Annotated in this window: 17 protein-coding genes, 1 tRNA gene and 1 pseudogene; 14 read left to right on the top strand and 5 right to left on the bottom strand. The window is 69.4% G+C overall.

Annotated elements, in window-relative coordinates; genetic code table 11:
* Positions 1-480 precede the first annotated feature (480 nt).
* A complete protein-coding gene (locus ABTZ94_RS26720; protein WP_351204206.1) occupies positions 481-2,988 on the bottom strand; it encodes an SCO7613 C-terminal domain-containing membrane protein in 2,508 nt (835 codons plus the stop codon).
* An 83-nt stretch (positions 2,989-3,071) separates the two neighbouring features.
* On the opposite strand from ABTZ94_RS26720, the gene ABTZ94_RS26725 reads away from it, so the two are divergent.
* Positions 3,072-3,518 (top strand): SRPBCC family protein, encoded by a 447-nt coding sequence (locus ABTZ94_RS26725; protein ID WP_351204208.1) that lies wholly within the window; start codon positions 3,072-3,074, stop codon positions 3,516-3,518.
* Between the two features lie 39 nt (positions 3,519-3,557).
* A tRNA-Val gene (locus ABTZ94_RS26730) sits at positions 3,558-3,629 on the top strand.
* Positions 3,630-3,708: 79 nt separating this feature from the next.
* Here the strand turns inward: ABTZ94_RS26730 and ABTZ94_RS26735 are convergent.
* The gene (locus ABTZ94_RS26735; RefSeq protein WP_351204210.1) at positions 3,709-4,434 is read right to left on the bottom strand and encodes a 3'-5' exonuclease; all 726 of its coding nucleotides are present in this window, start codon (positions 4,432-4,434) and stop codon (positions 3,709-3,711) included.
* Positions 4,435-4,643: 209 nt separating this feature from the next.
* Here ABTZ94_RS26735 and ABTZ94_RS26740 point away from each other — a divergent pair, with 209 nt between their 5' ends.
* From ABTZ94_RS26740 to thrS, 3 genes are all read left to right on the top strand, one after another.
* Positions 4,644-5,210 carry a DUF4365 domain-containing protein gene (locus tag ABTZ94_RS26740; RefSeq protein WP_351204212.1) on the top strand — a complete coding sequence of 189 codons (567 nt, stop codon included), beginning with the start codon at positions 4,644-4,646 and terminating at the stop codon, positions 5,208-5,210.
* Positions 5,210-6,481, top strand: a complete 1,272-nt coding sequence (locus ABTZ94_RS26745; RefSeq protein WP_351204214.1) for a hypothetical protein — start codon at positions 5,210-5,212, stop codon at positions 6,479-6,481. The genes ABTZ94_RS26740 and ABTZ94_RS26745 overlap by 1 nt, the downstream gene beginning before the upstream one ends.
* A gap of 281 nt (positions 6,482-6,762) precedes the next feature.
* The gene (gene thrS / locus ABTZ94_RS26750; protein WP_351204216.1) at positions 6,763-8,748 is read left to right on the top strand and encodes a threonine--tRNA ligase; all 1,986 of its coding nucleotides are present in this window, start codon (positions 6,763-6,765) and stop codon (positions 8,746-8,748) included.
* 29 nt (positions 8,749-8,777) lie between these two features.
* Here thrS and ABTZ94_RS26755 read toward each other — a convergent pair whose 3' ends face one another.
* Positions 8,778-9,455: a potassium channel family protein gene (locus ABTZ94_RS26755; RefSeq protein ID WP_351204218.1), complete on the bottom strand. Its 678-nt coding sequence runs from the start codon at positions 9,453-9,455 to the stop codon at positions 8,778-8,780.
* A gap of 66 nt (positions 9,456-9,521) precedes the next feature.
* Here ABTZ94_RS26755 and ABTZ94_RS26760 point away from each other — a divergent pair, with 66 nt between their 5' ends.
* Positions 9,522-10,082 carry an HIT family protein gene (locus ABTZ94_RS26760; RefSeq protein WP_351204220.1) on the top strand — a complete coding sequence of 187 codons (561 nt, stop codon included), beginning with the start codon at positions 9,522-9,524 and terminating at the stop codon, positions 10,080-10,082.
* A gap of 65 nt (positions 10,083-10,147) precedes the next feature.
* Here ABTZ94_RS26760 and ABTZ94_RS26765 read toward each other — a convergent pair whose 3' ends face one another.
* Complete coding sequence (locus ABTZ94_RS26765) at positions 10,148-11,818, bottom strand: AbeC-like domain-containing protein (protein ID WP_351204222.1); 1,671 nt, start codon at positions 11,816-11,818, stop codon at positions 10,148-10,150.
* A gap of 147 nt (positions 11,819-11,965) precedes the next feature.
* On the bottom strand, positions 11,966-14,191 hold the full coding sequence (locus tag ABTZ94_RS26770) for an elongation factor G-like protein EF-G2 (protein ID WP_351204223.1): 2,226 nt from the start codon (positions 14,189-14,191) through the stop codon (positions 11,966-11,968).
* A gap of 266 nt (positions 14,192-14,457) precedes the next feature.
* Between ABTZ94_RS26770 and pgsA the strand changes: the two genes are divergently transcribed.
* From pgsA to ABTZ94_RS26810, 8 genes and pseudogenes are all read left to right on the top strand, one after another.
* On the top strand, positions 14,458-15,117 hold the full coding sequence (gene pgsA, locus ABTZ94_RS26775; protein ID WP_351204225.1) for a phosphatidylinositol phosphate synthase: 660 nt from the start codon (positions 14,458-14,460) through the stop codon (positions 15,115-15,117).
* Entirely contained in the window at positions 15,114-16,049 is a 936-nt protein-coding gene (locus tag ABTZ94_RS26780) for a phosphatidylinositol mannoside acyltransferase (protein ID WP_351204227.1), read from the top strand. Before pgsA ends, ABTZ94_RS26780 begins: the two co-directional genes overlap by 4 nt.
* Positions 16,046-17,254, top strand: a complete 1,209-nt coding sequence (locus tag ABTZ94_RS26785; protein ID WP_351204229.1) for a glycosyltransferase family 4 protein — start codon at positions 16,046-16,048, stop codon at positions 17,252-17,254. Before ABTZ94_RS26780 ends, ABTZ94_RS26785 begins: the two co-directional genes overlap by 4 nt.
* A gap of 331 nt (positions 17,255-17,585) precedes the next feature.
* Entirely contained in the window at positions 17,586-18,083 is a 498-nt protein-coding gene (locus ABTZ94_RS26790) for a hypothetical protein (protein ID WP_176740353.1), read from the top strand.
* A gap of 168 nt (positions 18,084-18,251) precedes the next feature.
* Positions 18,252-19,172 (top strand): pyridoxal 5'-phosphate synthase lyase subunit PdxS, encoded by a 921-nt coding sequence (pdxS, locus tag ABTZ94_RS26795; RefSeq protein WP_266987900.1) that lies wholly within the window; start codon positions 18,252-18,254, stop codon positions 19,170-19,172.
* A gap of 6 nt (positions 19,173-19,178) precedes the next feature.
* The gene (gene pdxT / locus ABTZ94_RS26800; protein ID WP_351204231.1) at positions 19,179-19,772 is read left to right on the top strand and encodes a pyridoxal 5'-phosphate synthase glutaminase subunit PdxT; all 594 of its coding nucleotides are present in this window, start codon (positions 19,179-19,181) and stop codon (positions 19,770-19,772) included.
* 61 nt (positions 19,773-19,833) lie between these two features.
* Positions 19,834-20,586 (top strand): YebC/PmpR family DNA-binding transcriptional regulator, encoded by a 753-nt coding sequence (locus ABTZ94_RS26805; protein ID WP_351204233.1) that lies wholly within the window; start codon positions 19,834-19,836, stop codon positions 20,584-20,586.
* Between the two features lie 57 nt (positions 20,587-20,643).
* A pseudogene (locus ABTZ94_RS26810) lies at positions 20,644-20,725 on the top strand (hypothetical protein); the annotation flags it as partial.

Raw genomic sequence — 20,725 nt, forward strand, 5'->3', positions numbered from 1 at the left:
GAGCGCTTCGTTCACACCGAAGAGGTCACTGGTTCGAACCCAGTATCGCCCACCCCGGACAGAGGGCCCGTGAGACCACAGAGTCTCACGGGCCCTCTGCATTTCCACGTTCACTCGCTGCGACGCCTCCGTGAACGATTCAAACGATCGTGGCATCGGGTAACGCCGGGATCCGCTCTTCGAGAAGAAGCATCCGGGTATCCGGGTCAGGACGGGCTGTCGGCACCGCCTTTCCAGAACTACGAGAATTTCTGGAAAGGTTCAACACCCAAGCCCCCGTGGGCAATGCATCTTCCGATGCCTTCCGAACCCCGTCGCATTTCTGCGCAACGGCGATGAGAAACGCGTACTGCGCGACTTCGAGGGGCAGTTCGGCTGCGAACACTGCCTTGTCCGGTACGCCTTTGGCGGCGATCCGATGACCACAAGCCCCGGCCCGGGGGCCATGAGGGTGCCCCGGGCCAGTCATGTGACACACCGTCAATGCATGCGGCCCAGAGCGTCCTTCAGCCGCCGGGCGTCGCGCAGCCGCTGCTCGTACGTCGCCCCGACCGCCAGTAGCAATACCCCGGCCAGCGCGGGCGGCAGCCAACGCGGCAGGGCGCCGACGACCTGGACCACGTACGGCGTGAGTTCGTGCAGGGCGTCCAGGGCCAGCACCGCACCACCGAGCAGCAGCAGCGCCTGCAGCCGCAGCCGCGCGCCCGCCAGGGTGATCACCAGCGCGGCCGCACCGAGCAGCAGCGGCCGGACCCAGTGCGGATCGGCCCATGCCGTGAAGAGGCTCGGCACCAGCGTCGCCGCGAGGCCCGCACCGTACGCCGTCCACGACGACGCCTCGGGGTCACGGCGCCGGCGCAGCACACCGACTGCCAGAGCGGGCACCGTCACCGGCAGGGTGTACGCCTCCGGGGCCGACACCCCCGAAGCCGACAGCCGCAGCCAGGCCGCCAGGACGAACAGCGCCATCGCCAGATACCCGGCCATCGGCCGCCGCTCGGCACGTACGGCCGTACCTGCGGCCAGTACCCCGCACAGCGCCAGCACCAAAGCCAGGAAGGGCCGGTCCGTCACAGCCATGGCCACCGCCACCAAGCCCGCCACGGCCCCGGCCAGCTCGACCGGCAGAGCCGGCGGGAGACCTCGCAGCCGCGCCCCGAGCAACACCGTCACCGCAGGGACGACCAGCATGACCGGCGCCGCCTGATACGCGGCGAGTCCCAGCGACGCCCCGACCGCACGGGCGAGCGCCATTCCGCACACCACCGCACCGCACGCAGGGACCGCCTGCGCGATCTGCAACGCCCGTACGGCCCGCGCCGCCTGAACGGACGGCAACGGCGGCAACGCCCGCGCCGCCGATACCGCAGTGCCACCGAGCATCACCGCGGCCACGCCGAACACCACCAGCAGCACCGCGAACACCGCGTACGTGGCAGCCTCCACCGCGAGTGACAGCATTGCCGCACTCACCGCGCCGACCAGACCGCACACCAGCGCGGTCGGCCCCACGCCATCCGTCCCGCGGCGCAGACCCCGTACCGCTACCGCGAACACCCCGGCCACCAGCGCCAATTGCACCGACACGGCGGCCGCGTACGGCATCCCCAGTATCGCGGGCAACACGGTGAACCCCGCCCAGCCGAGCGCCACCGCACCGGCCCCCGCGGCACCCCGCCACGCCGCACCCGGCGACAGCACCGGCCCGGCCACCCGTACCAGCCACGCCCATGACCGGTACACCGCCCCCAACAGGCCGGCCACCACCAGCAGCACCACCGGCGCCGCAGCCATCCCGGACCACGCCGGGCTCCCTACCAGCGCACCCCGGACACCACCGTCCGGCGTTCCCGACCACACCCGGGGCAGCTGCGACACCGCACCCATCAGCGACAGACCGACCGGCGGCGCCGCGGCCAGCACCGCGCCGACGGTCACCGCCGACGAAGCCCACACCAGCCCCTGCCCGACCGGGCGCGGCAGCGGAGCGCGCACCGCCATCAACAGCACCACACCGCACAGCAGATACATCGGCACCGACCATCCCCAGGCCACCCCGGCGCGCAGCACACCACCCACCGCGGCCACCCCGCACAGCCCGGCCACCACGCCGCCGGCCACCGCAAGTCCCGCCGGCGCACGCCACGCCCCGGACACCGCGATCACCGCACCCACGAGCATCAGCAGACCCGGCGCCGCCGCGGCCGACACCGCATCGGCGGACACCGACTGCGCCAGAGCCACCAACAGCCCCAGCAGGCCTGTCGCCCAGCAGCAGACGCAGGACGTCACCCGTAGCGCAACACCCTTGCCCCACACCGCGATCGCACAGTCCAGCGCCGCCGTCACCAGCAACGCCCAACCGAACAGCGTGGCTCCCGCGCTCGCCGCCCACGCCCAGAGCAGCAGCGGCAGCTGCGCGCTCACCACCGCCAGGGGCAGCGGCAGCCGCAGCCGGTCGAGCAGCAGCCCGTACGCGCCCCAGAGCACGGCAAGCACCGCCGCGGCGACTGCGGCGAAACCTCGTCCGTCGGCGTCCGGCACCGCCACCCGGTGCAGCGCATACGCGTCCAGCACCATCAGTACCGATGCCAGGGCGGCGAGCGACTCGGCTGTCGCGGGCAGCCCACGACGCAGCAGCACGGCAGGAGCGGAGAGCGCCGCGACCGTCACCACCCCGAGCACCGCCGAGCGGCCACCTATGCCCATGTGACCCCAGCTGACCAGAGTGAACGCGATCGCCGCGATCGTCAGCAGCAGACCGCCCAGGGTGAGCAGCACATTCTGCGCACTGCGCGGCCCGACAGGTGCGCCAGGAGGCCCGGACGGAGCTGCGAACGGCGGTGCGGCAGGGCGTGCGACTGGCGGCGTCAGCACACTCAGCAGCCAGGCACGACGAATCAGCAACTGTGACCGGCGGGCATCCAGCCGGGCCAGCTCGCGATCGAGGAGCGCCAATTCCTCGGCAGGCGGCGGCACATGTTCCATGAACGGGAGTGTGGTGCGAGCCACAGGTTCGGACATGCGCTCGGGTACTCAGTTCTCCGGCTGAGTACGCGCAGACTGGGACCATGGACTGGAGTCACTACCGATTTGTGAGTATCTGGGACCTGCCCGGCCCACCAGATGCCGTGTACGAGATCCTCGAACGCGCCGATGACTACCCGCGATGGTGGCCGCAGATCCGCGAGGTCACCTCGGCCGACGGCACCACCGGCACCACCCGCATCCGCTCCCTCCTTCCGTACGACCTCGTCATGACTGTCCGCGAACGCCGCCGCGACCCCCGGGCCAGGGTCCTCGAAGCGACCCTCAGTGGCGACCTCGACGGCTGGGCCCGGTGGACGGTCACCGCGCACGGCACCGGCAGCCGTGCCACCTACGAGCAGGAGGTCGAGGTGCACAGACGGCTGATGCGGCTCCTCGCGGTGCCCGGACGTGCCGTGTTCCGGGCCAACCACGCCCTGATGATGCGTGCCGGACGGCGGGGCCTCACGGCCCGGCTGGAAGGAGTTTGAACCCGACCCTCCGAGCCCTGTATGGTTCAACCCGTTCCCGGGCGATTAGCTCAGTGGGAGAGCGCTTCGTTCACACCGAAGAGGTCACTGGTTCGAACCCAGTATCGCCCACCCGGGAGAGGCCGGTCCGTCAGCAGAATCGACGGACCGGCTTCTGCGTGCCCGGAAACAGGGGCCGCGTCCCGACCGGTCACGCCGCAGCAGGAAGCTCCGGGCGCAGCGGCCACGCAGGATCCACCGCCTCCGCCGTGCCGTTCTTCGCGAACCACGCCTGCAGGCCGCGCGCCTGTGCCGCATGCCACACGGCCTGCAAGGTGTGCAGCTCCGGCGGCGTCAGCCGCTCCAGACGGGACGAGAACCGCCGTCCCACGGCCCGCACCAGCTCCAGCGATGCCGCCGCATCGGCCGCCGCGTCATGTGCACCGTCCAGCGCCACCCCGTACAGCTCGCAGAGATCGGTGAGGGTCCGCCGGCCCTTGCGGTAACGGTCCAGATGCTTGTCGAGCACGCGCGGATCCAGCACACACAGCGGTGCGTTCTGCAGATACCCGGCGAGCGACGACGCGCGATGACGCTTCAGCTCCCGGTCCAGCAGCGTCAGATCGAACGGCGCGTTCATCACGACGAGCGGACGGCCGGCCGCACACTGCTCGGCCAGCGCCCGGGCTATCTCCTCCATCACGGGCGCCGGCCAGCGGCCGTTGCGCTGAAGATGATCGTCGGTCAGACCATGGATCTCGGTCGCCCCGGCGGGCACCGGCACCCCCGGATTCACCAGCCAGCGAGTGACACGCACCCGCCCGCCTGTCGTGTCCTGGACGATAAGGGCGGCCGAAACGATCCGGTCCTCCTCGACGTCCACTCCCGTTGTCTCGGTGTCAAAAGCGGCCAGCGGCCCTTCGTACCAGTGAGTCATCCCCGAACTCCTCGTGCCCGAACGGCAGATGGCGTGATTCCCCTGCCCGGTTCGGTGATACCCGCACCCTTTGCCGGATACGCCGTTTGCGGGCAGCCCTGTGCGGTGACAACACAGGTGACGGGAAAGGAAGTTGTCCGTCAGTACCGCACCGAAGACACCCCTGCACCGAAGAACCGATCGGCACGGCCCGGAAGGCACACGCAGCCATGGCGCTCGCGCAGCCCGAACCGAGCGGGCTGCTGCCCCAGCGGATCGCACCGCTGCGCGGCACACTCGCCACCACCGCCTGCATGGAGACCCTCCAGGTGGGCTACTTGCACGCCGTCGCGGCCGCGGCGGGGTGCTCCCTGTCGCAGCCCTTCCCCGACAACGGCATCGACTGGCACGTCAGTCACGGCGCCCCCGGCCACACCGTGGACGACGAAGTGACCATAAAGGTGCAGCTCAAATGCACCTACCAGATCCCGCCGCACCCGCGCGGACCGACGTTCTCCTTCACGCTCGACAACGCACACCTCGCGAAGCTCGCCCGGACCCCCGTGTCGGTGCACAAGATCCTGGTCGTGATGATCGTGCCGCGCAGCCAGGACGACTGGCTGCGGGCCGGACACGACCGGCTCGACCTGCGGCACTGCTGCTACTGGACCAACCTGGCCGGCCATGCGGTGACAGGCCGGCACAGGACCACTGTGCGGATCCCGACCTCGCGCATATTCGACGACCGGGCGCTCTGCGAGGTCATGACCCGCGTAGGGGCGGGAGGGAGACCCTGATGCACCGGCCGATGGACGAGTCCGCCAACGAAGCGATCCCGTCAGCCACACGCCCGCACCCCGGCGAATCCGCAGGACCGTGGCCCATCGCTCCCGAGCTCGGGCACATCCCCGACCCCGCCCGTATCGACCCCGCGGTCCTCGCCGCCCTGCTCGACCGGCACGGCTGGCGGCGCCGAGGCGGGGCGGCGGGACGCTACAGCCGCTGGACCCCACCGGGACCGCCGGCCCCGCCCGGCGGCGGTACGAGCCTCCTCGTCCCCGACACCACCGCCTTCCCGGACAGTGAGGACCTCCTCGGCGAGGCGCTGACCGCGCTCGCCCGCAGCGCCGCACCCTCCGCCCGCGAAGTCCTGGTCTCCCTCGCCGTACCCAGCGACGAGATCCGCTGGTGGCGCGAGGTCCCCGAACCGGTCGCGGGAGCGGCCGGGGCCGCCAGCTGGACGGGGGCGGAGCAGCTGCACACCGCCGCCCGGCAGATCCTGCTCGCCGGGGCGCTCGCCGTACGGAGGCGCACCGTCTACCACGGCGCACGCCACCGCCGCAGGGCCCTGGCAGCCCTCGAAGGCATCCTCGTCGGGCCCGCGCCCGGCGGCCGTGATCTCACCGCGTTCGTCCCCGTCGAACCGGGCCGTGCACTCGCCGTACGGCTCTACCACGCCCTGCACGCCACCCGCGAGGCAGTGGACTACCAGCGGGCCACCGGTGGCTTCGAAGCCTTCAACACCGCGGTCGAGGCAGGGGGCAGCCGGGAACTCACCGAGGCCGTCATCGCGCTGGTCCGGGGCTCGGAACGGGCCGCGATCGCCCTGGAATGGGCGCCCGCGGCCGGGATCCCCGACGGCTGCCCGGCCCGTCCCGAGCCGGTGGAATTCTCCCCGGGCGACCTGCCCGCCCTGCGCGGGGCGGGTGTCCGCTACCTCCAGGACGAACCCGCCGTGACGGTACGGATCACTGGCGCCGTCGTACGGCTGCGCCGCTCGGGACCGCGTGGCGCCGGGATCGTACGGCTGCGGGTGCTGGCGGGCGTGGAGGTGCCGCACGTACGGCTGGAGCTGGACGAGGAGGCGTACCGGATCGCCGGCCACGCCCACCTGGTGGGGCTGCCGATCCGGGTGGAGGGCAGGCTGGAGAGCCGCGGTGGTTTCCGGCGGCTGACCCGGACCTCGCAGGTCGTGCCCGTGCAGGTGGACGAGGCGGAACGGGACCGGCTGATGAAATCGCTCCAGGAGAACGTCGACCATTTCGAGGAGGCGTGCACCGGCGAATAAGGCCGACCGGCACATGGGGGGAGAAGGAGCGGGGCCGGCAAGGAGGAGGATTGAGACATCGCGGAGCGTCGGTGATCGACGACAACGCGGCAGATGTGCGTGACCGGGCCCGCGATATCGCCCCCCATTTGCCCTTCGGCCCAACGGCGTAGGACACGGGCCGCGGGCAAGACGCGGCCCTTCGCGCTCAACCGTTTCGCAGAGGGGGCCCCCGGCTCGGTACGATTCGTATCGCACGTGCACCACGAATGCGTGCGTACCCCCTGAGTCAGGAGAGACCGGTGTCAGACGTCCGTGTGATCATCCAACGCGATTCCGAGCGGGAAGAGCGCGTGGTGACGACGGGCACTACGGCAGCCGAGCTCTTCCCGGGCGAGCGCACCGTTGTCGCCGCCCGGGTCGCCGGTGAGCTGAAGGACCTCGCATACGTCGTCGCCGACGGCGAGGTCGTCGAGCCCGTCGAGATCTCCTCCGAGGACGGCCTGAACATCCTCCGGCACTCCACCGCGCATGTCATGGCGCAGGCCGTGCAAGAGCTCTTCCCCAAGGCCAAGCTGGGCATCGGTCCCCCGGTCAAGGACGGTTTCTACTACGACTTCGACGTCGAGAAGCCGTTCACTCCCGAGGACCTCAAGGCCATCGAGAAGAAGATGCAGGAGATCCAGAAGCGGGGCCAGAAGTTCTCCCGCCGGGTCGTGACGGACGAGGCAGCCCGTGAGGAGCTGGCCGACGAGCCGTACAAGCTGGAGCTCATCGGCATCAAGGGCTCCGACTCCGTCGAGAACGCCGGCGACGGCGTGGATGTCGAGGTGGGCGGCGGCGAGCTGACCATCTACGACAACCTCGACCCGAAGACCGGCGATCTGTGCTGGAAGGACCTCTGCCGGGGTCCGCACCTGCCCACCACCCGGAACATCCCGGCGTTCAAGCTGATGCGGAACGCCGCGGCGTACTGGCGGGGCAGCGAGAAGAACCCCATGCTGCAGCGCATCTACGGCACCGCCTGGCCCACCAAGGACGAGCTCAAGGCGCACCTGGAGTTCCTGGAGGAGGCCGCCAAGCGCGACCACCGCAAGCTCGGCAACGAGCTGGACCTCTTCTCCTTCCCCGACGAGATCGGCCCCGGCCTCGCGGTCTTCCACCCCAAGGGCGGCATCATCCGCCGCGCCATGGAGGACTACTCGCGCCGGCGTCACGAGGAGGAGGGCTACGAGTTCGTCTACTCACCGCACGCCACCAAGGGCAAGCTCTTCGAGAAGTCCGGCCACCTGGACTGGTACGCCGACGGCATGTACCCGCCCATGCAGCTCGACGACGGGGTGGACTACTACCTCAAGCCGATGAACTGCCCGATGCACAACCTGATCTTCGACGCGCGTGGGCGTTCCTACCGTGAACTGCCGCTGCGGCTCTTCGAGTTCGGCACGGTGTACCGGTACGAGAAGTCCGGCGTCGTGCACGGCCTGACCCGCTCGCGCGGCTTCACGCAGGACGACGCGCACATCTACTGCACCAAGGAGCAGATGGCGCAGGAGCTCGACCGGACGCTCACCTTCGTCCTGAACCTGCTCCGCGACTACGGTCTGACCGACTTCTACCTGGAGCTCTCCACCAAGGACCCGGAGAAGTTCGTCGGCTCGGACGAGGTCTGGGAAGAGGCCACCGAGACGCTGCGACAGGTCGCCGAGAAGCAGGGGCTGCCCCTGGTCCCGGACCCGGGCGGCGCCGCCTTCTACGGCCCGAAGATCTCGGTGCAGTGCAAGGACGCGATCGGCCGCACCTGGCAGATGTCGACCGTGCAGCTCGACTTCAACCTGCCGGAGCGCTTCGACCTGGAGTACACGGGTCCCGACGGCACCAAGCAGCGCCCGGTCATGATCCACCGTGCCCTGTTCGGGTCCATCGAGCGCTTCTTCGCGGTGCTCCTCGAGCACTACGCGGGTGCGTTCCCGGTATGGCTGGCCCCTGTCCAGGCGGTCGGCATCCCGATCGGCGACGCGCACATCCCGTACCTCCAGGAGTTCGCGGCCAAGGCCCGGAAGAAGGGTCTGCGGGTCGAGGTGGACGCCTCGTCCGACCGGATGCAGAAGAAGATCCGGAACCAGCAGAAGGCCAAGGTGCCCTTCATGATCATCGCGGGCGACGAGGACATGGCCAACGGCGCCGTCTCCTTCCGCTACCGCGACGGATCGCAGGAGAACGGCGTCCCCGTCGAGGACGCCATCGCCAAGATCCAGAAGGCTGTCGAGGACCGCGTCCAGGTCTGACAGGCACCCAGTGAGAGGCCTCCGGAGAGCTACCTGCCCTCCGGGGGCCTCTTCTCGTCCTCCCGTGTGAACACCTGCAGCAGCCACGACGAGAACGAACCCGTCACTGCCCCCAGCAGCGCCAGCCCGCAGGCCATCAGGCCCGACGCCACGACCCGGCCGCCCGGTGTGACCGGCACCGTATCCCCGTACCCCACCGTGGTGAGCGTCTCGCACGCCCACCACACCGCGTCGCCGAAGGTGCGGATCGAAGCCCCCTTCGCCGTGTGTTCCTGGTGGTAGACGGCGAGCGAGGCGGAGAAGCCCAGAAGCAGAGCGGTCGCACTGGCATACGTGATCACGCGGGCGTACAGGCTCAGTCGTGGCTGTTCCCTGCGCTGCTGGACCGCTGTATAGACCCGGATCAGGCGCAGCGGACGCAGCAGGGGAAGCAGCAGTACCACCGTGTCCAGCCAGTGCACACGGATGAAGCGGTGGCCGAGGCCGCTGAGGCGGAGCCGTACGGCGTAGTCCGCGGCGAAGATCAACCAGGTGGTGCCGACCAGGGCGAGGGCGAGGCCGCGCCAGCGCTCGGCGTCGTGCGGGGCGAGGACGCGGACCGCGTAACCGAGCAGGAAGAGCAGTGAGGCGCCGAAGAGCGGCACTTCTGTGCGCTGCTCCCAGCGCCTGAAACGAAGGGGGGTGGAGTCCGCGGGCTGGTCGCTCATCGCCTCAGCATTGCCGTGCGCCGACGAGTGCGGCCCCGGCGACACGCTCGCCGGGAGTGAAGCAATATGCTGAACGCCATGACGAGTGAGCCGGAGCAGCAGATCGGAGTGGGGACGCCCGATGCGTTCCAGCGCCTGTGGACGCCCCACCGGATGGCGTATATCCAGGGCGAGAACAAGCCGACCGGTCCGGAGGCCGGCGACGGCTGTCCGTTCTGTGCGATCCCGTCGAAATCGGACGAGGACGGGCTTGTCGTCGCGCGCGGCGACAAGGTGTACGCCGTTTTGAATCTGTATCCGTACAACGGCGGACATCTGATGGTGGTGCCGTACCGGCATGTAGCCGACTACACGGAGCTGGACGCTCCGGAGACCATGGAACTGGCCGACTTCACCAAGCGGGCGATGGTGGCTCTGCGGGCGGCGTCGGGGGCGCACGGGTTCAATATCGGTATGAACCAGGGCTCGGTGGCGGGGGCCGGTATCGCGGCCCATCTGCATCAGCATCTGGTGCCGCGCTGGGGTGGTGACACCAACTTCATGCCTGTGGTCGGGCATACGAAGGTGCTGCCGCAGTTGCTCGCTGATACGCGCAAGATGCTGGCCGACGCCTGGCCGGCGGCCTGATCCGAGCTGTTGCTTCTGCGTGGGCGCCCCGGTTTCTGCTTTTTGCCGGGGCGCCCTGCGCCTGTCTACGCGTCGTAGAGGTCGGCCTTGCGCGGGGTCGGGTCCTGTACCGCTCCGCTCAGTATCATCGAGCGGTTGTCGAAGCGTTCGGTGTCGACGCCGTTCTCCTCCAGGACGCGCAGGGCGGCGCTGTGCACGGCGCGCAGGACGGGGGTGGCGGCGCGCATCGCGTCGTCGGCCATGAAGCGGTGGCGCCATGGCTTCTCGGCCCAGGCGTGGCGCAGGCCGAACGGCTCGGGCAGGGCGATCTTGCCGCCCAGGTAGTCGAGGAGCGGCGGGTACCAGGTGAAGGGGGCGCGCAGGGCGAGGCGGACGACTTCGCGGGGTTCGACCAGGGCGAGGGTGATGTCGCGGGTCTCCCAGAAGCGGACGGTCTTGTTGACCGTCTTGGTCTTGGCCGCCGGCTTGCTGGTGAAGAGCGAGTGGACCGGGCCGAGTGCGTGTCCGGTGACTTCGATGCGCAGGGTTTGGTAGAGCACCGTGACCGTGATCATCATGGTGATGACCAACTGGCCGTCCCAGAGGGTGAACTGGACGCCCAGATAGTGCCGGTCGCCGCCGCCGAACTGCTGGTGGTTGCAGATCCGCTGTATTTCGTGCGGCTTGACCTGGAAGGTGGCGACGTCCTCGCCGTCGGGCCGGGAGACCGAGTCGGCGTTCTCACCGACGGGTGACACGATCCAGTGGGTGACCGACGGGGTGGGGAATCCTCCGGTGTTCAGCGGGCCACGCTCCAGCACCTTGAGCTGGTCGTGGATGACCCGTATCAGGTCCCAGCTGCGGAACTGGTGGAATTCCTTGCCGGGTTCCTTGGAGACGAGTTCTTCGGCGAGCTGCCAGCTGCCCCAGCGGGTTCCCATGCCGAGGATTCCCTTGGGGCCCGCGTAGAAGACCGAGTTGGACTGCTGCTCGGCGGAGAGTTTCTCCAAGCCCTGGCGGAGTGCCTCGCGGGAGGTCTCGTTGGGGTTCTTGGGTACGGCCTCGGGGATCTTGGCGACGACGCCGCCGCCGGAGAGCAGCCCTTCCCAGCGAGCGCGCATGTCCTTGGCGGAGGATTCGGCGATCCGTTTGGCGATGAGCCAGCCGATGACGGGGGCGACGATCATCGCCCGTACGTAGAGTGCGAGGAACCCGGTGAGCGGCAGCTTGACCAGGAAGAACAGGGCCACGATGCCGATGACCGGGAGCAGGGCGTTGCCAAGGGTGGCGAGGGCCTTGTCCTTGGTGTTGCCGAGTGAGTCGCGCAGTCGGAAGGCGATGACCCACAGGAGCATTCCGGGCAGGAAGAGAAAGCCGAACAGGGCGGTGACCGCGGTCAGTTTGGTGTCGCGCGCCCTGCGGAGGCGGGTCGCGGACAGGCAGTGCTCGACGACGGTCTGCGCGTCGATTCCGAAGGACTGGATGAGGGCCTTGCGGGCGCCGCCCAGCATGCGTTCCTGGACGGCGCGGGAGAATGCCTCACCGAGGTTGGGCTTGAAGTAGTCGGACTTGAGGAGTTTGGAACGGCCCTCCTTCACTTCGGACTTGTGCCACTCGCTGTTGGCATCAAGGATCGTCTCCACCGGGCTGTCGCGGTACGCGGCGGAGGCGAGGGCGTTCGTCGCCACCGCCTGTCCGCCCGAGCCCTGGAGCGGGATCTGCGCTCCGGGAGAGAAATCGAATCCGTCGTTGGCCACTGTCGCCCCCACTCGCCGCCAAGGAACTGCTCCTGCGGCTGTTTCCCAACTGCCCTGCCCGGCACACCTTCTGAGCTGGGACCACAGCGTATCGTCCGGATCAATTCGCCGCCCGCCCCTGTGGACAAGGGCGGGCAGCACAGTCGATTACGCGTCATTCGGGTTGTTTTCCTGCTGTTCACGGATGCGTTCCGCGAGCTGTGAGGGCATGGCTTCGTGCCGGGCGTACGCCCGGTCGAAGCGGCCGGCGCCGTGGGACAGTGAGCGCAGGTCGATCGCGTACCGGCCGATCTCGAGTTCCGGGACCTCGGCCCGTACGAGGGTGCGTCCGGGGCCGGACTGCTCGGTGCCGATCACCCTGCCGCGCCGCCCGGACAGATCGCTCATCACCGGCCCGACATAGTCGTCCGGGACCAGGACCTGGATCTCGGCAACGGGTTCGAGGAGCTGGATACGGGTGTCCGCGGCGGCTTCGCGCAGGGCCAGTGCGCCCGCGGTCTGGAACGCGGCGTCGGAGGAGTCCACCGAGTGGGACTTCCCGTCCCGCAGGGTGATGCGTACGTCGACGAGCGGATGTCCGGCCGCGACTCCTCGGGAGGCCTGGGCGCGCACGCCTTTCTCGACGGACGGGATGAACTGGCGCGGCACCGCCCCGCCGACCACCTTGTCGACGAATTCGATACCCGAACCCGGTGGCAGCGGCTCCACGTCGATCTCGCAGATGGCGTACTGGCCATGGCCGCCGGACTGTTTCACATGCCGGCCGCGGCCGGTCGACGGGCCGGCGAAGGTCTCGCGCAGCGACACCTTGTGCGGTACGGCGTCGACCTGGACGCCGTACCGGCTGCGCAGCCGGTCCAGCGCCACATCCTGATGGGCCTCGCCGAGACACCACAGGACCACCTGGTGGGTGTCCTGGTTCTGTTCGAGGCGCATGGTCGGGTCCTCGGCGACCAGTCGGGAAAGCCCCTGGGAGAGCTTGTCCTCGTCCGCCTTGCTGTGTGCCTCGATGGCGAGCGGCAGCAGTGGGTCCGGCGTGATCCAGGGGTCCATCAGCAGCGGCTGGTCATTGGCGGAGAGGGTGTCCCCGGTCTCGGCGCTGCCCAGCTTGGCGACGCAGGCCAGATCTCCGGCGATGCATGCGGTGAGGGGGCGCTGTTGTTTGCCGAACGGGGAGGAGAGTGCGCCGACATGTACCTCCGCCTCGTGGAAGGGGCGTGTCTCGTGGCAGGGGTCGGTGAGGCCGTGGCCGAAGACGTGAATGGTTTCGTCGGGGCGGAGCGTGCCGGAGAAGACGCGTACGAGCGAGACCCGGCCGACGTACGGGTCGGAGGCCGTCTTGACGACCTCGGCGACGAGTGGGCCCTGCGGGTCGCAGGTCAGGATCGGTCGCGGGGCCCCATGGAGGGGGGTGACTTCGGGGAGCGGGCGCTCCAGCGGGGTGGGGAAGCCGCCGGTGATCAGGTCCAGGAGTTCGACGGTGCCGATGCCCTGGCGGGCGCCTTCGGCGGCGGGGGCCGCAGTGAGGACGGGGTGGAAGGCGCTCCGGGCGACAGCGCGCTCCAGGTCGTCGATGAGTGTCTTGATGCCGATCTCGCCGCCGCCGAGATAGCGGTCCATCAGGGTCTCGTCCTCGCTCTCGGCGATGATCCCCTCGATCAGCCGGTTTCGGGCGTCCTGGAGCGTGGTCCGCTGGGCGTCGGCGGGCGGGCTCTCCCGCCGCTCGCCCGAGGAGTAGTCGAAGATCCGCTGGGTGAGGAGTCCGGTGAGCCCGGTGAGCGGAGCGTGCCCGTCCGGGTTCTCGGGTCCGTGCACGGGCAGGTAGAGCGGAAGTACGGCGTCGGGATCGTCGCCGCCGAAGATTTCGCCGCAGATCCGGGTCATCCCGTCGAACGAGGTGCGCGCCGTGTCGAGGTGCGTGACGACGATGGCGCGCGGCATGTCGACGGCGGCGCACTCCTCCCACACGGCGCGGGTGGCGCCTGCCACGGCGTCGGCCTCCTGGGCCGCGGACACAATGAACAGGGCCGCGTCCGCTGCCCGCAGACCGGCCCTGAGTTCCCCGACGAAATCGGCGTATCCAGGGGTGTCCAGCAAATTGATCTTGTACCCGCCCCATTCGACGGGGACGAGCGAGAGCTGCACGGAGCGTTGCTGGCGGTGTTCGATCTCGTCGTAGTCGGAGACCGTGGCGCCGTCCTCGACCCGGCCGGCCCGGTTGACCGCGCCCGCGGTCTGTGCGAGGGCCTCGACGAGGGTGGTCTTGCCGGAGCCGCTGTGGCCGACCAGCACCACATTCCGTACGGATGAGGGCCGGTCGGCCGTTGCTGCCCTGCCGGCGGCCCCGGTGTGTGCGCGTGCCTTGTCGCCCATGATGTGTGCCTCCCAGGTAGTGGCGCGGAGCGGGAAGAAAAGCCGGCGCGGTGTGGGGAGATGGGTGCACGGGCACGGGAGCCGCCGCGGCGGCTACGGCGACGCCCGCGGTAATTCGAGCTTTCCACTCAGGTCAGGTTGCGTCCATACGTCGTGCACCGCTGCGCGATGCCGGGTGCCCGGACGGTGGAGTCCGGCAGGCGTGACTACGATGGGCCAGCCGGTGGCCGTAGGGGCCGCTCGGCCCACCGACCCTCGGGAAGGCCATGCTGAACAAGTACGCGCGTGCATTTTTTACGCGTGTCCTCACACCGTTCGCCGCACTGTTGCTCCGTCTCGGCGTGAGCCCTGACGCGGTCACTCTGATCGGTACGGCCGGGGTGATGGCAGGTGCACTGGTCTTCTTTCCGATGGGGGAATTCTTCTGGGGCACGATCGTCATCACGATCTTCGTCTTCTCCGACCTCATCGACGGCAATATGGCCCGGCAGGCCGGTATCTCCAGCCGCTGGGGCGCGTTCCTGGACTCGACCCTGGACCGGGTCGCCGACGGGGCGATCTTCGGCGGGTTCGCGCTCTGGTACGCGGGCAACGGCGACGACAACGTGATGTGCGCGGTCGCGATCTTCTGCCTGGCGAGTGGCCAGGTGGTCTCGTACACGAAGGCGCGAGGCGAGTCGATCGGGCTGCCGGTCGCGGTCAACGGTCTTGTCGAGCGCGCCGAGCGGCTGGTCATCTCGCTGGTCGCGGCCGGATTCGCCGGTCTCCACAAATTCGGTGTCCCCGGGGTCCAGATCCTGCTGCCGATCGCGCTGTGGATCGTCGCCGTGGGCAGCCTGGTGACGCTCGTGCAGCGGGTCGTGACCGTGCGCCGCGAGTCTGCCGAGGCCGATGCTGCGGACCGGGGGAGCGAGGGCGCACAGTGAGCGGCGCACCGGGTGACACGCAGTCCGGCCTGCGGGACCGGCTGACCGACGGGCTGTACGGGCTCGGCTGGACCGCAGTCAAGAAGCTCCCCGAACCGGTCGCCCGGGCCCTCTTCCGCACCATCGCCGACCAGGTGTGGAAGCGGCGGGGCAAGAGTGTGCTGCGGCTGGAGTCGAATCTGGCGCGGGTCGTGCCCGGGGCGTCCCCGGCCCGGCTCGCCGCGCTCTCCAGGGCCGGGATGCGCTCGTACATGCGCTACTGGATGGAGTCGTTCCGGCTGCCCACCTGGAGTCCGGCGCGAATCAAGGCGTCCATAGACGTCACGGACGCGCACCTGCTGACCGACGGGCTGGACACCGGCCGCGGTGTCATCCTCGCCCTGCCGCACCTGGGGAACTGGGACCTGGCCGGAGCCTGGGTCACCACCGATCTCGAGGTGCCCTTCACCACGGTCGCCGAGCGGCTCAAGCCCGAGACGCTGTACGACCGGTTCGTGGCCTACCGCGAGGGGCTCGGCATGGAGGTCCTGCCGCACAGCGGCGGCGCCGCCTTCGGCACCCTGGCGCGGCGGCTGCGCGCGGGAGGTCTGGTCTGTCTCGTCGCCGACCGTGATCTGTCGGCGACCGGCGTCGAGGTGCAATTCTTCGGGGATACCGCACGCATGCCCGCCGGGCCGGCGCTGCTGGCTCAGCAGACCGGGGCGCTGTTGCTGCCGGTGACGCTCTCGTACGACGACACGCCTGTGATGAAGGCGCGTGTCCATGCGCCGGTCGAGGTGCCCGAGTCAGGCAGCCGTACGGAGAAGACGTCCTCGATGACACAGGCCCTGGCCGATGCCTTCGCCGTCGGAATCGCCGAGCATCCGGAGGACTGGCACATGCTGCAACGTCTCTGGCTGGCCGATCTGGAGAGCCGGGAGGACCGACCATGAAGATCGGCATCGTCTGTCCGTACTCCTGGGACGTACCGGGCGGTGTGCAGTTCCACATCCGGGACCTGGCCGAACACCTGATCCGTCTGGGACATCAGGTGTCGGTGCTGGCACCCGCCGACGACGAGACACCGCTGCCGCCGTACGTGGTCTCGGCGGGCCGGGCCGTGCCCGTCCCGTACAACGGCTCCGTGGCCCGGCTGAACTTCGGCTTCCTCTCGGCCGCCCGGGTGCGCCGCTGGCTGCACGACGGCACTTTCGACGTGATCCACATCCATGAGCCGACCTCGCCGTCGCTGGGGCTGCTCGCCTGCTGGGCGGCACAGGGGCCGATCGTCGCCACGTTCCACACCTCCAACCCGCGTTCCCGGGCCATGATCGCCGCGTACCCGATCCTGCAGCCCGCGCTGGAGAAGATCAGCGCGCGCATCGCGGTGAGCGAGTACGCACGCCGGACCCTGGTCGAGCACCTGGGCGGCGACGCGGTCGTCATCCCGAACGGGGTCGATGTCGGATTCTTCGCCGGGGCCGAGCCCAAGGCCGAGTGGCAATCGGAGGGGGCGCGAAGCTCGGTCGAGGGCGGTGATGGGAGACGAGAGGGCGGCACGATCGGCTTCATCGGGCGTATCGACGAGCCACGCAAGGGCCTGCCCGTACTGATGAGGGCGCTGCCCTCGATCCTCGCCGCGCGTCCGGACACCAGGCTGCTGGTGGCGGGCCGCGGTGACGAGGAGGAGGCCGTCGCCTCACTGCCCGAACGGATGCGCGGGCGCGTCGAATTCCTCGGCATGGTGAGCGACGAGGACAAGGCGCGGCTGCTGCGCAGCGTCGATGTGTACGTCGCGCCCAATACGGGCGGCGAGAGCTTCGGGATCATCCTGGTCGAGGCGATGTCGGCAGGGGCGCCGGTGCTGGCCAGCGATCTGGACGCGTTCGCCCAGGTCCTGGATCTGGGCGCGGCGGGCGAACTCTTCGCCAACGAGGACGCGGACGCGCTGGCGTCGGCGGCGGTCCGGCTGCTCGGCGACCCGGAGCGGCGTACGGAGCTGCGCGAGCGGGGAACCGCGCACGTGCGGCGCTTCGACTGGTCGACGGTCGGGGCGGACATTCTCGCGGTGTACGAGACGGTGACGGACGGCGCGGCGTCGGTGGCGGCCGACGAACGCACGGGCCTGCGCGCACGCTTCGGACTGGCGCGGGATTAGCTTCAAGCCAGGGCGTGTGTCGAAAGTCCCGTCTGGCCGGGCTACTGGACCGACCGGCACATGGGGGAGTGGGAGAAGGAGCGGAGCCGGGTGCGCGCAGCCCCGCGACGCCGCCTCCCATGTGCAGGCCGGTCTCAGACGGGGCGCCGGTTCAAACCCGTCCGGCGATTGAGGACCGGCGTCCGGGGCAGTGCCCCGACGGCAACCGGGCCCGCCCGCATCCGCCCCGTCCCCGGGGCCGGACGGCCACGCCGCCTGCGCCCCGACGGTAGCCTTGCCGCCCGTGATCGAAACCCTCATCTGGATCGCCGTCGCGATCGTCGCGATCGGTATGTACCTCAGCTGGACCGCAGGGCGGCTGGACCGGCTGCATACCCGCATCGACGCCGCCCGCGCCGCCCTCGACGCGCAGCTCCTGCGCCGCGCCTCGGTCACCCAGGAACTGGCGACATCGGGTGTCCTCGACCCGGCCGCGTCCATCGTGCTGTACGAGGCCGCGCACGCCGCCCGCCAGGCGGAGGAGGAGAACCGCGAGGTCGCGGAGAGCGAGCTGAGCACCGCGCTGCGCGCGGTGTTCGGTGAGACGGCGCAGGTGGAGTCCGTGAAGGAGATCCCCGGCGGCGAGGAGGCGGCGTTCGAACTCGCCGCGGCCGTGCGCCGTGTCCCGATGGCCCGGCGGTTCCACAACGACGCGGTGCGCGCGGCGCGTGCGCTGCGCCGGCACCGTACGGTGCGGTGGTTCCGGCTGGCCGGGCACGCCCCGTTCCCGCTCGCCTTCGAGATGGACGACGAACCGCCTGTCGCCCTGGCGGACCGCCCCGTCAGCTGACCCGGCGGCCACGCTCGTACGTGACCGGGCTCACAACCCGTGCCGTACGCGTGCAAAACGATCCACCGGCCTTTCATTGGCCCTTGCTGTGGACTGGTCCCGGAGAGTTTGCTCAGCACTGCACCAACCAGCTCTTTCAGCAACTTTTTCTCCGAGTGAGGTCGATCCGTGTCCACGCTTCCCAGCACCCCGCAGTCCGCCGACTCCCCGGCCACCGGTACCGCCCGCGTCAAGCGAGGCATGGCCGAGCAGCTCAAGGGCGGCGTGATCATGGACGTCGTCAATGCCGAGCAGGCGAAGATCGCCGAGGACGCGGGCGCCGTGGCCGTCATGGCCCTGGAGCGGGTGCCGGCCGACATCCGCAAGGACGGCGGCGTGGCCCGGATGTCGGACCCGAACATGATCGAGGAGATCATCGAGGCCGTCTCCATCCCGGTGATGGCGAAGTCCCGCATCGGACACTTCGTCGAGGCCCAGGTCCTGCAGTCCCTCGGTGTCGACTACATCGACGAGTCCGAGGTCCTCACCCCGGCCGACGAGGTCAACCACAGCGACAAGTTCGCCTTCACCACCCCGTTCGTCTGTGGCGCGACCAACCTGGGCGAGGCCCTGCGCCGTATCGCCGAGGGCGCGGCCATGATCCGTTCGAAGGGCGAGGCCGGCACCGGAAACGTCGTCGAGGCGGTCCGTCACCTGCGTCAGATCAAGAACGAGATCGCCCGGCTGCGCGGCTACGACAACAACGAGCTGTACGCCGCCGCCAAGGAGCTCCGCGCCCCGTACGAGCTGGTCAAGGAGGTTGCCGAGCTCGGCAAGCTGCCCGTCGTGCTGTTCTCCGCCGGCGGCGTCGCCACCCCCGCCGACGCCGCGCTGATGCGTCAGCTCGGCGCCGAGGGCGTCTTCGTGGGCTCCGGCATCTTCAAGTCCGGCGACCCGGCCAAGCGCGCAGCCGCGATCGTGAAGGCCACCACCTTCTACGACGACCCGAAGATCATCGCGGATGCCTCCCGGAACCTGGGCGAGGCCATGGTCGGCATCAACTGCGACACCCTGCCCGAGGCCGAGCGCTACGCCAACCGTGGCTGGTAATCACTGATGAGAGACACCCCTGTGATCGGAGTCCTGGCTCTCCAGGGCGACGTACGGGAACACCTGATCGCCCTGGCCTCGGCGGATGCCCTGGCCAGGCCGGTCCGGCGTCCCGAGGAACTCGCCGAGGTCGACGGCCTGGTCATTCCCGGTGGAGAATCCACCACGATGTCCAAGCTGGCTTCCCTGTTCGGCATGCTGGAACCGCTGCGCGAGCGAGTACGGGACGGGATGCCGGTCTACGGCACCTGCGCCGGAATGATCCTGCTCGCCGACAAGATCCTCGACCCGCGCTCGGGCCAGGAGACGGTCGGCGGCATCGACATGATCGTGCGCCGTAACGCCTTCGGGCGGCAGAACGAGTCCTTCGAGGCGGCCGTCGAGGTCGCAGGTATCGAGGGCGGCCCGGTCGAGGGCGTGTTCATCCGCGCCCCCTGGGTGGAATCGGTCGGTGCACAGGCCAAGGTGGTGGCGGAGCACGGTGGTCACATTGTCGCCGTACGTCAGGGCAACGCCCTGGCGACGTCATTCCACCCGGAACTGACCGGGGACCATCGCGTTCACGCGTTGTTCGTTGACATGGTGCGCGCAGTCGGCTGACTCGATCCCGGTAGGATCTCTCGGGTTCGGATCGATTTGGGTGACGCGAAGGAGAAGGCAGATGTCCGGCCACTCTAAATGGGCTACGACGAAGCACAAGAAGGCCGTGATTGATGCCAAGCGCGGCAAGCTCTTCGCGAAGCTGATCAAGAACATCGAGGTCGCAGCCCGCACCGGCGGTGTGGACCCCGAGGGAAACCCGACCCTTGTGGACGCGATCCAGAAGGCGAAGAAGAGCTCCGTACCGAACAAGAACATCGACTCCGCGGTCAAGCGCGGTGGCGGTCTCGAAGCGGGCGGCGTCGACTATCAGACGATCATGTACGAGGGTTACGGCCCGAACGGTGTCGCGGTGCTCATCGAGTGCCTCACCGACAACCGCAACCGTGCCGCATCCGACGTGCGTGTCGCGATGACCCGCAACGGCGGTTCGATGGCCGACCCGGGTTCGGTCTCGTATCTCTTCAACCGCAAGGGTGTCGTCATCCTGCCCAAGGGTGAGCTGACCGAGGACGACGTCCTGGGTGCCGTGCTCGACGCGGGCGCCGAGGAGGTCAACGACCTCGGTGACACGTACGAGGTCGTCAGCGAGGCCACCGACATGGTCGCGGTCCGTACCGCGCTCCAGCAGGCCGGCATCGACTACGACTCCGCCGAGGCCAACTTCCTGCCCACCATGCAGGTCGAGCTGGACGAGGAGGGTGCGCGCAAGATCTTCAAGCTGATCGACGCCCTGGAGGACAGCGACGACGTGCAGAACGTCTTCGCCAACTTCGATGTCTCGGACGAGGTCATGGAGAAGGTCGACGCCTGAGCCGCGCTCAGCACAGCCTTCACGGACGGGCCGACGGGGACACAGGCTGTCGGTCGCAGACCCGGTGCCACGTGCTACGTCGGGTCGGTCAAGGCGAACATCGGGCACACCGAAGCGGCAGCGGGCATCGCCGGACTGA

It is taken from the genome of Streptomyces sp. NPDC002785, from assembly GCF_040295565.1.
Lineage (GTDB): Bacteria > Actinomycetota > Actinomycetes > Streptomycetales > Streptomycetaceae > Streptomyces.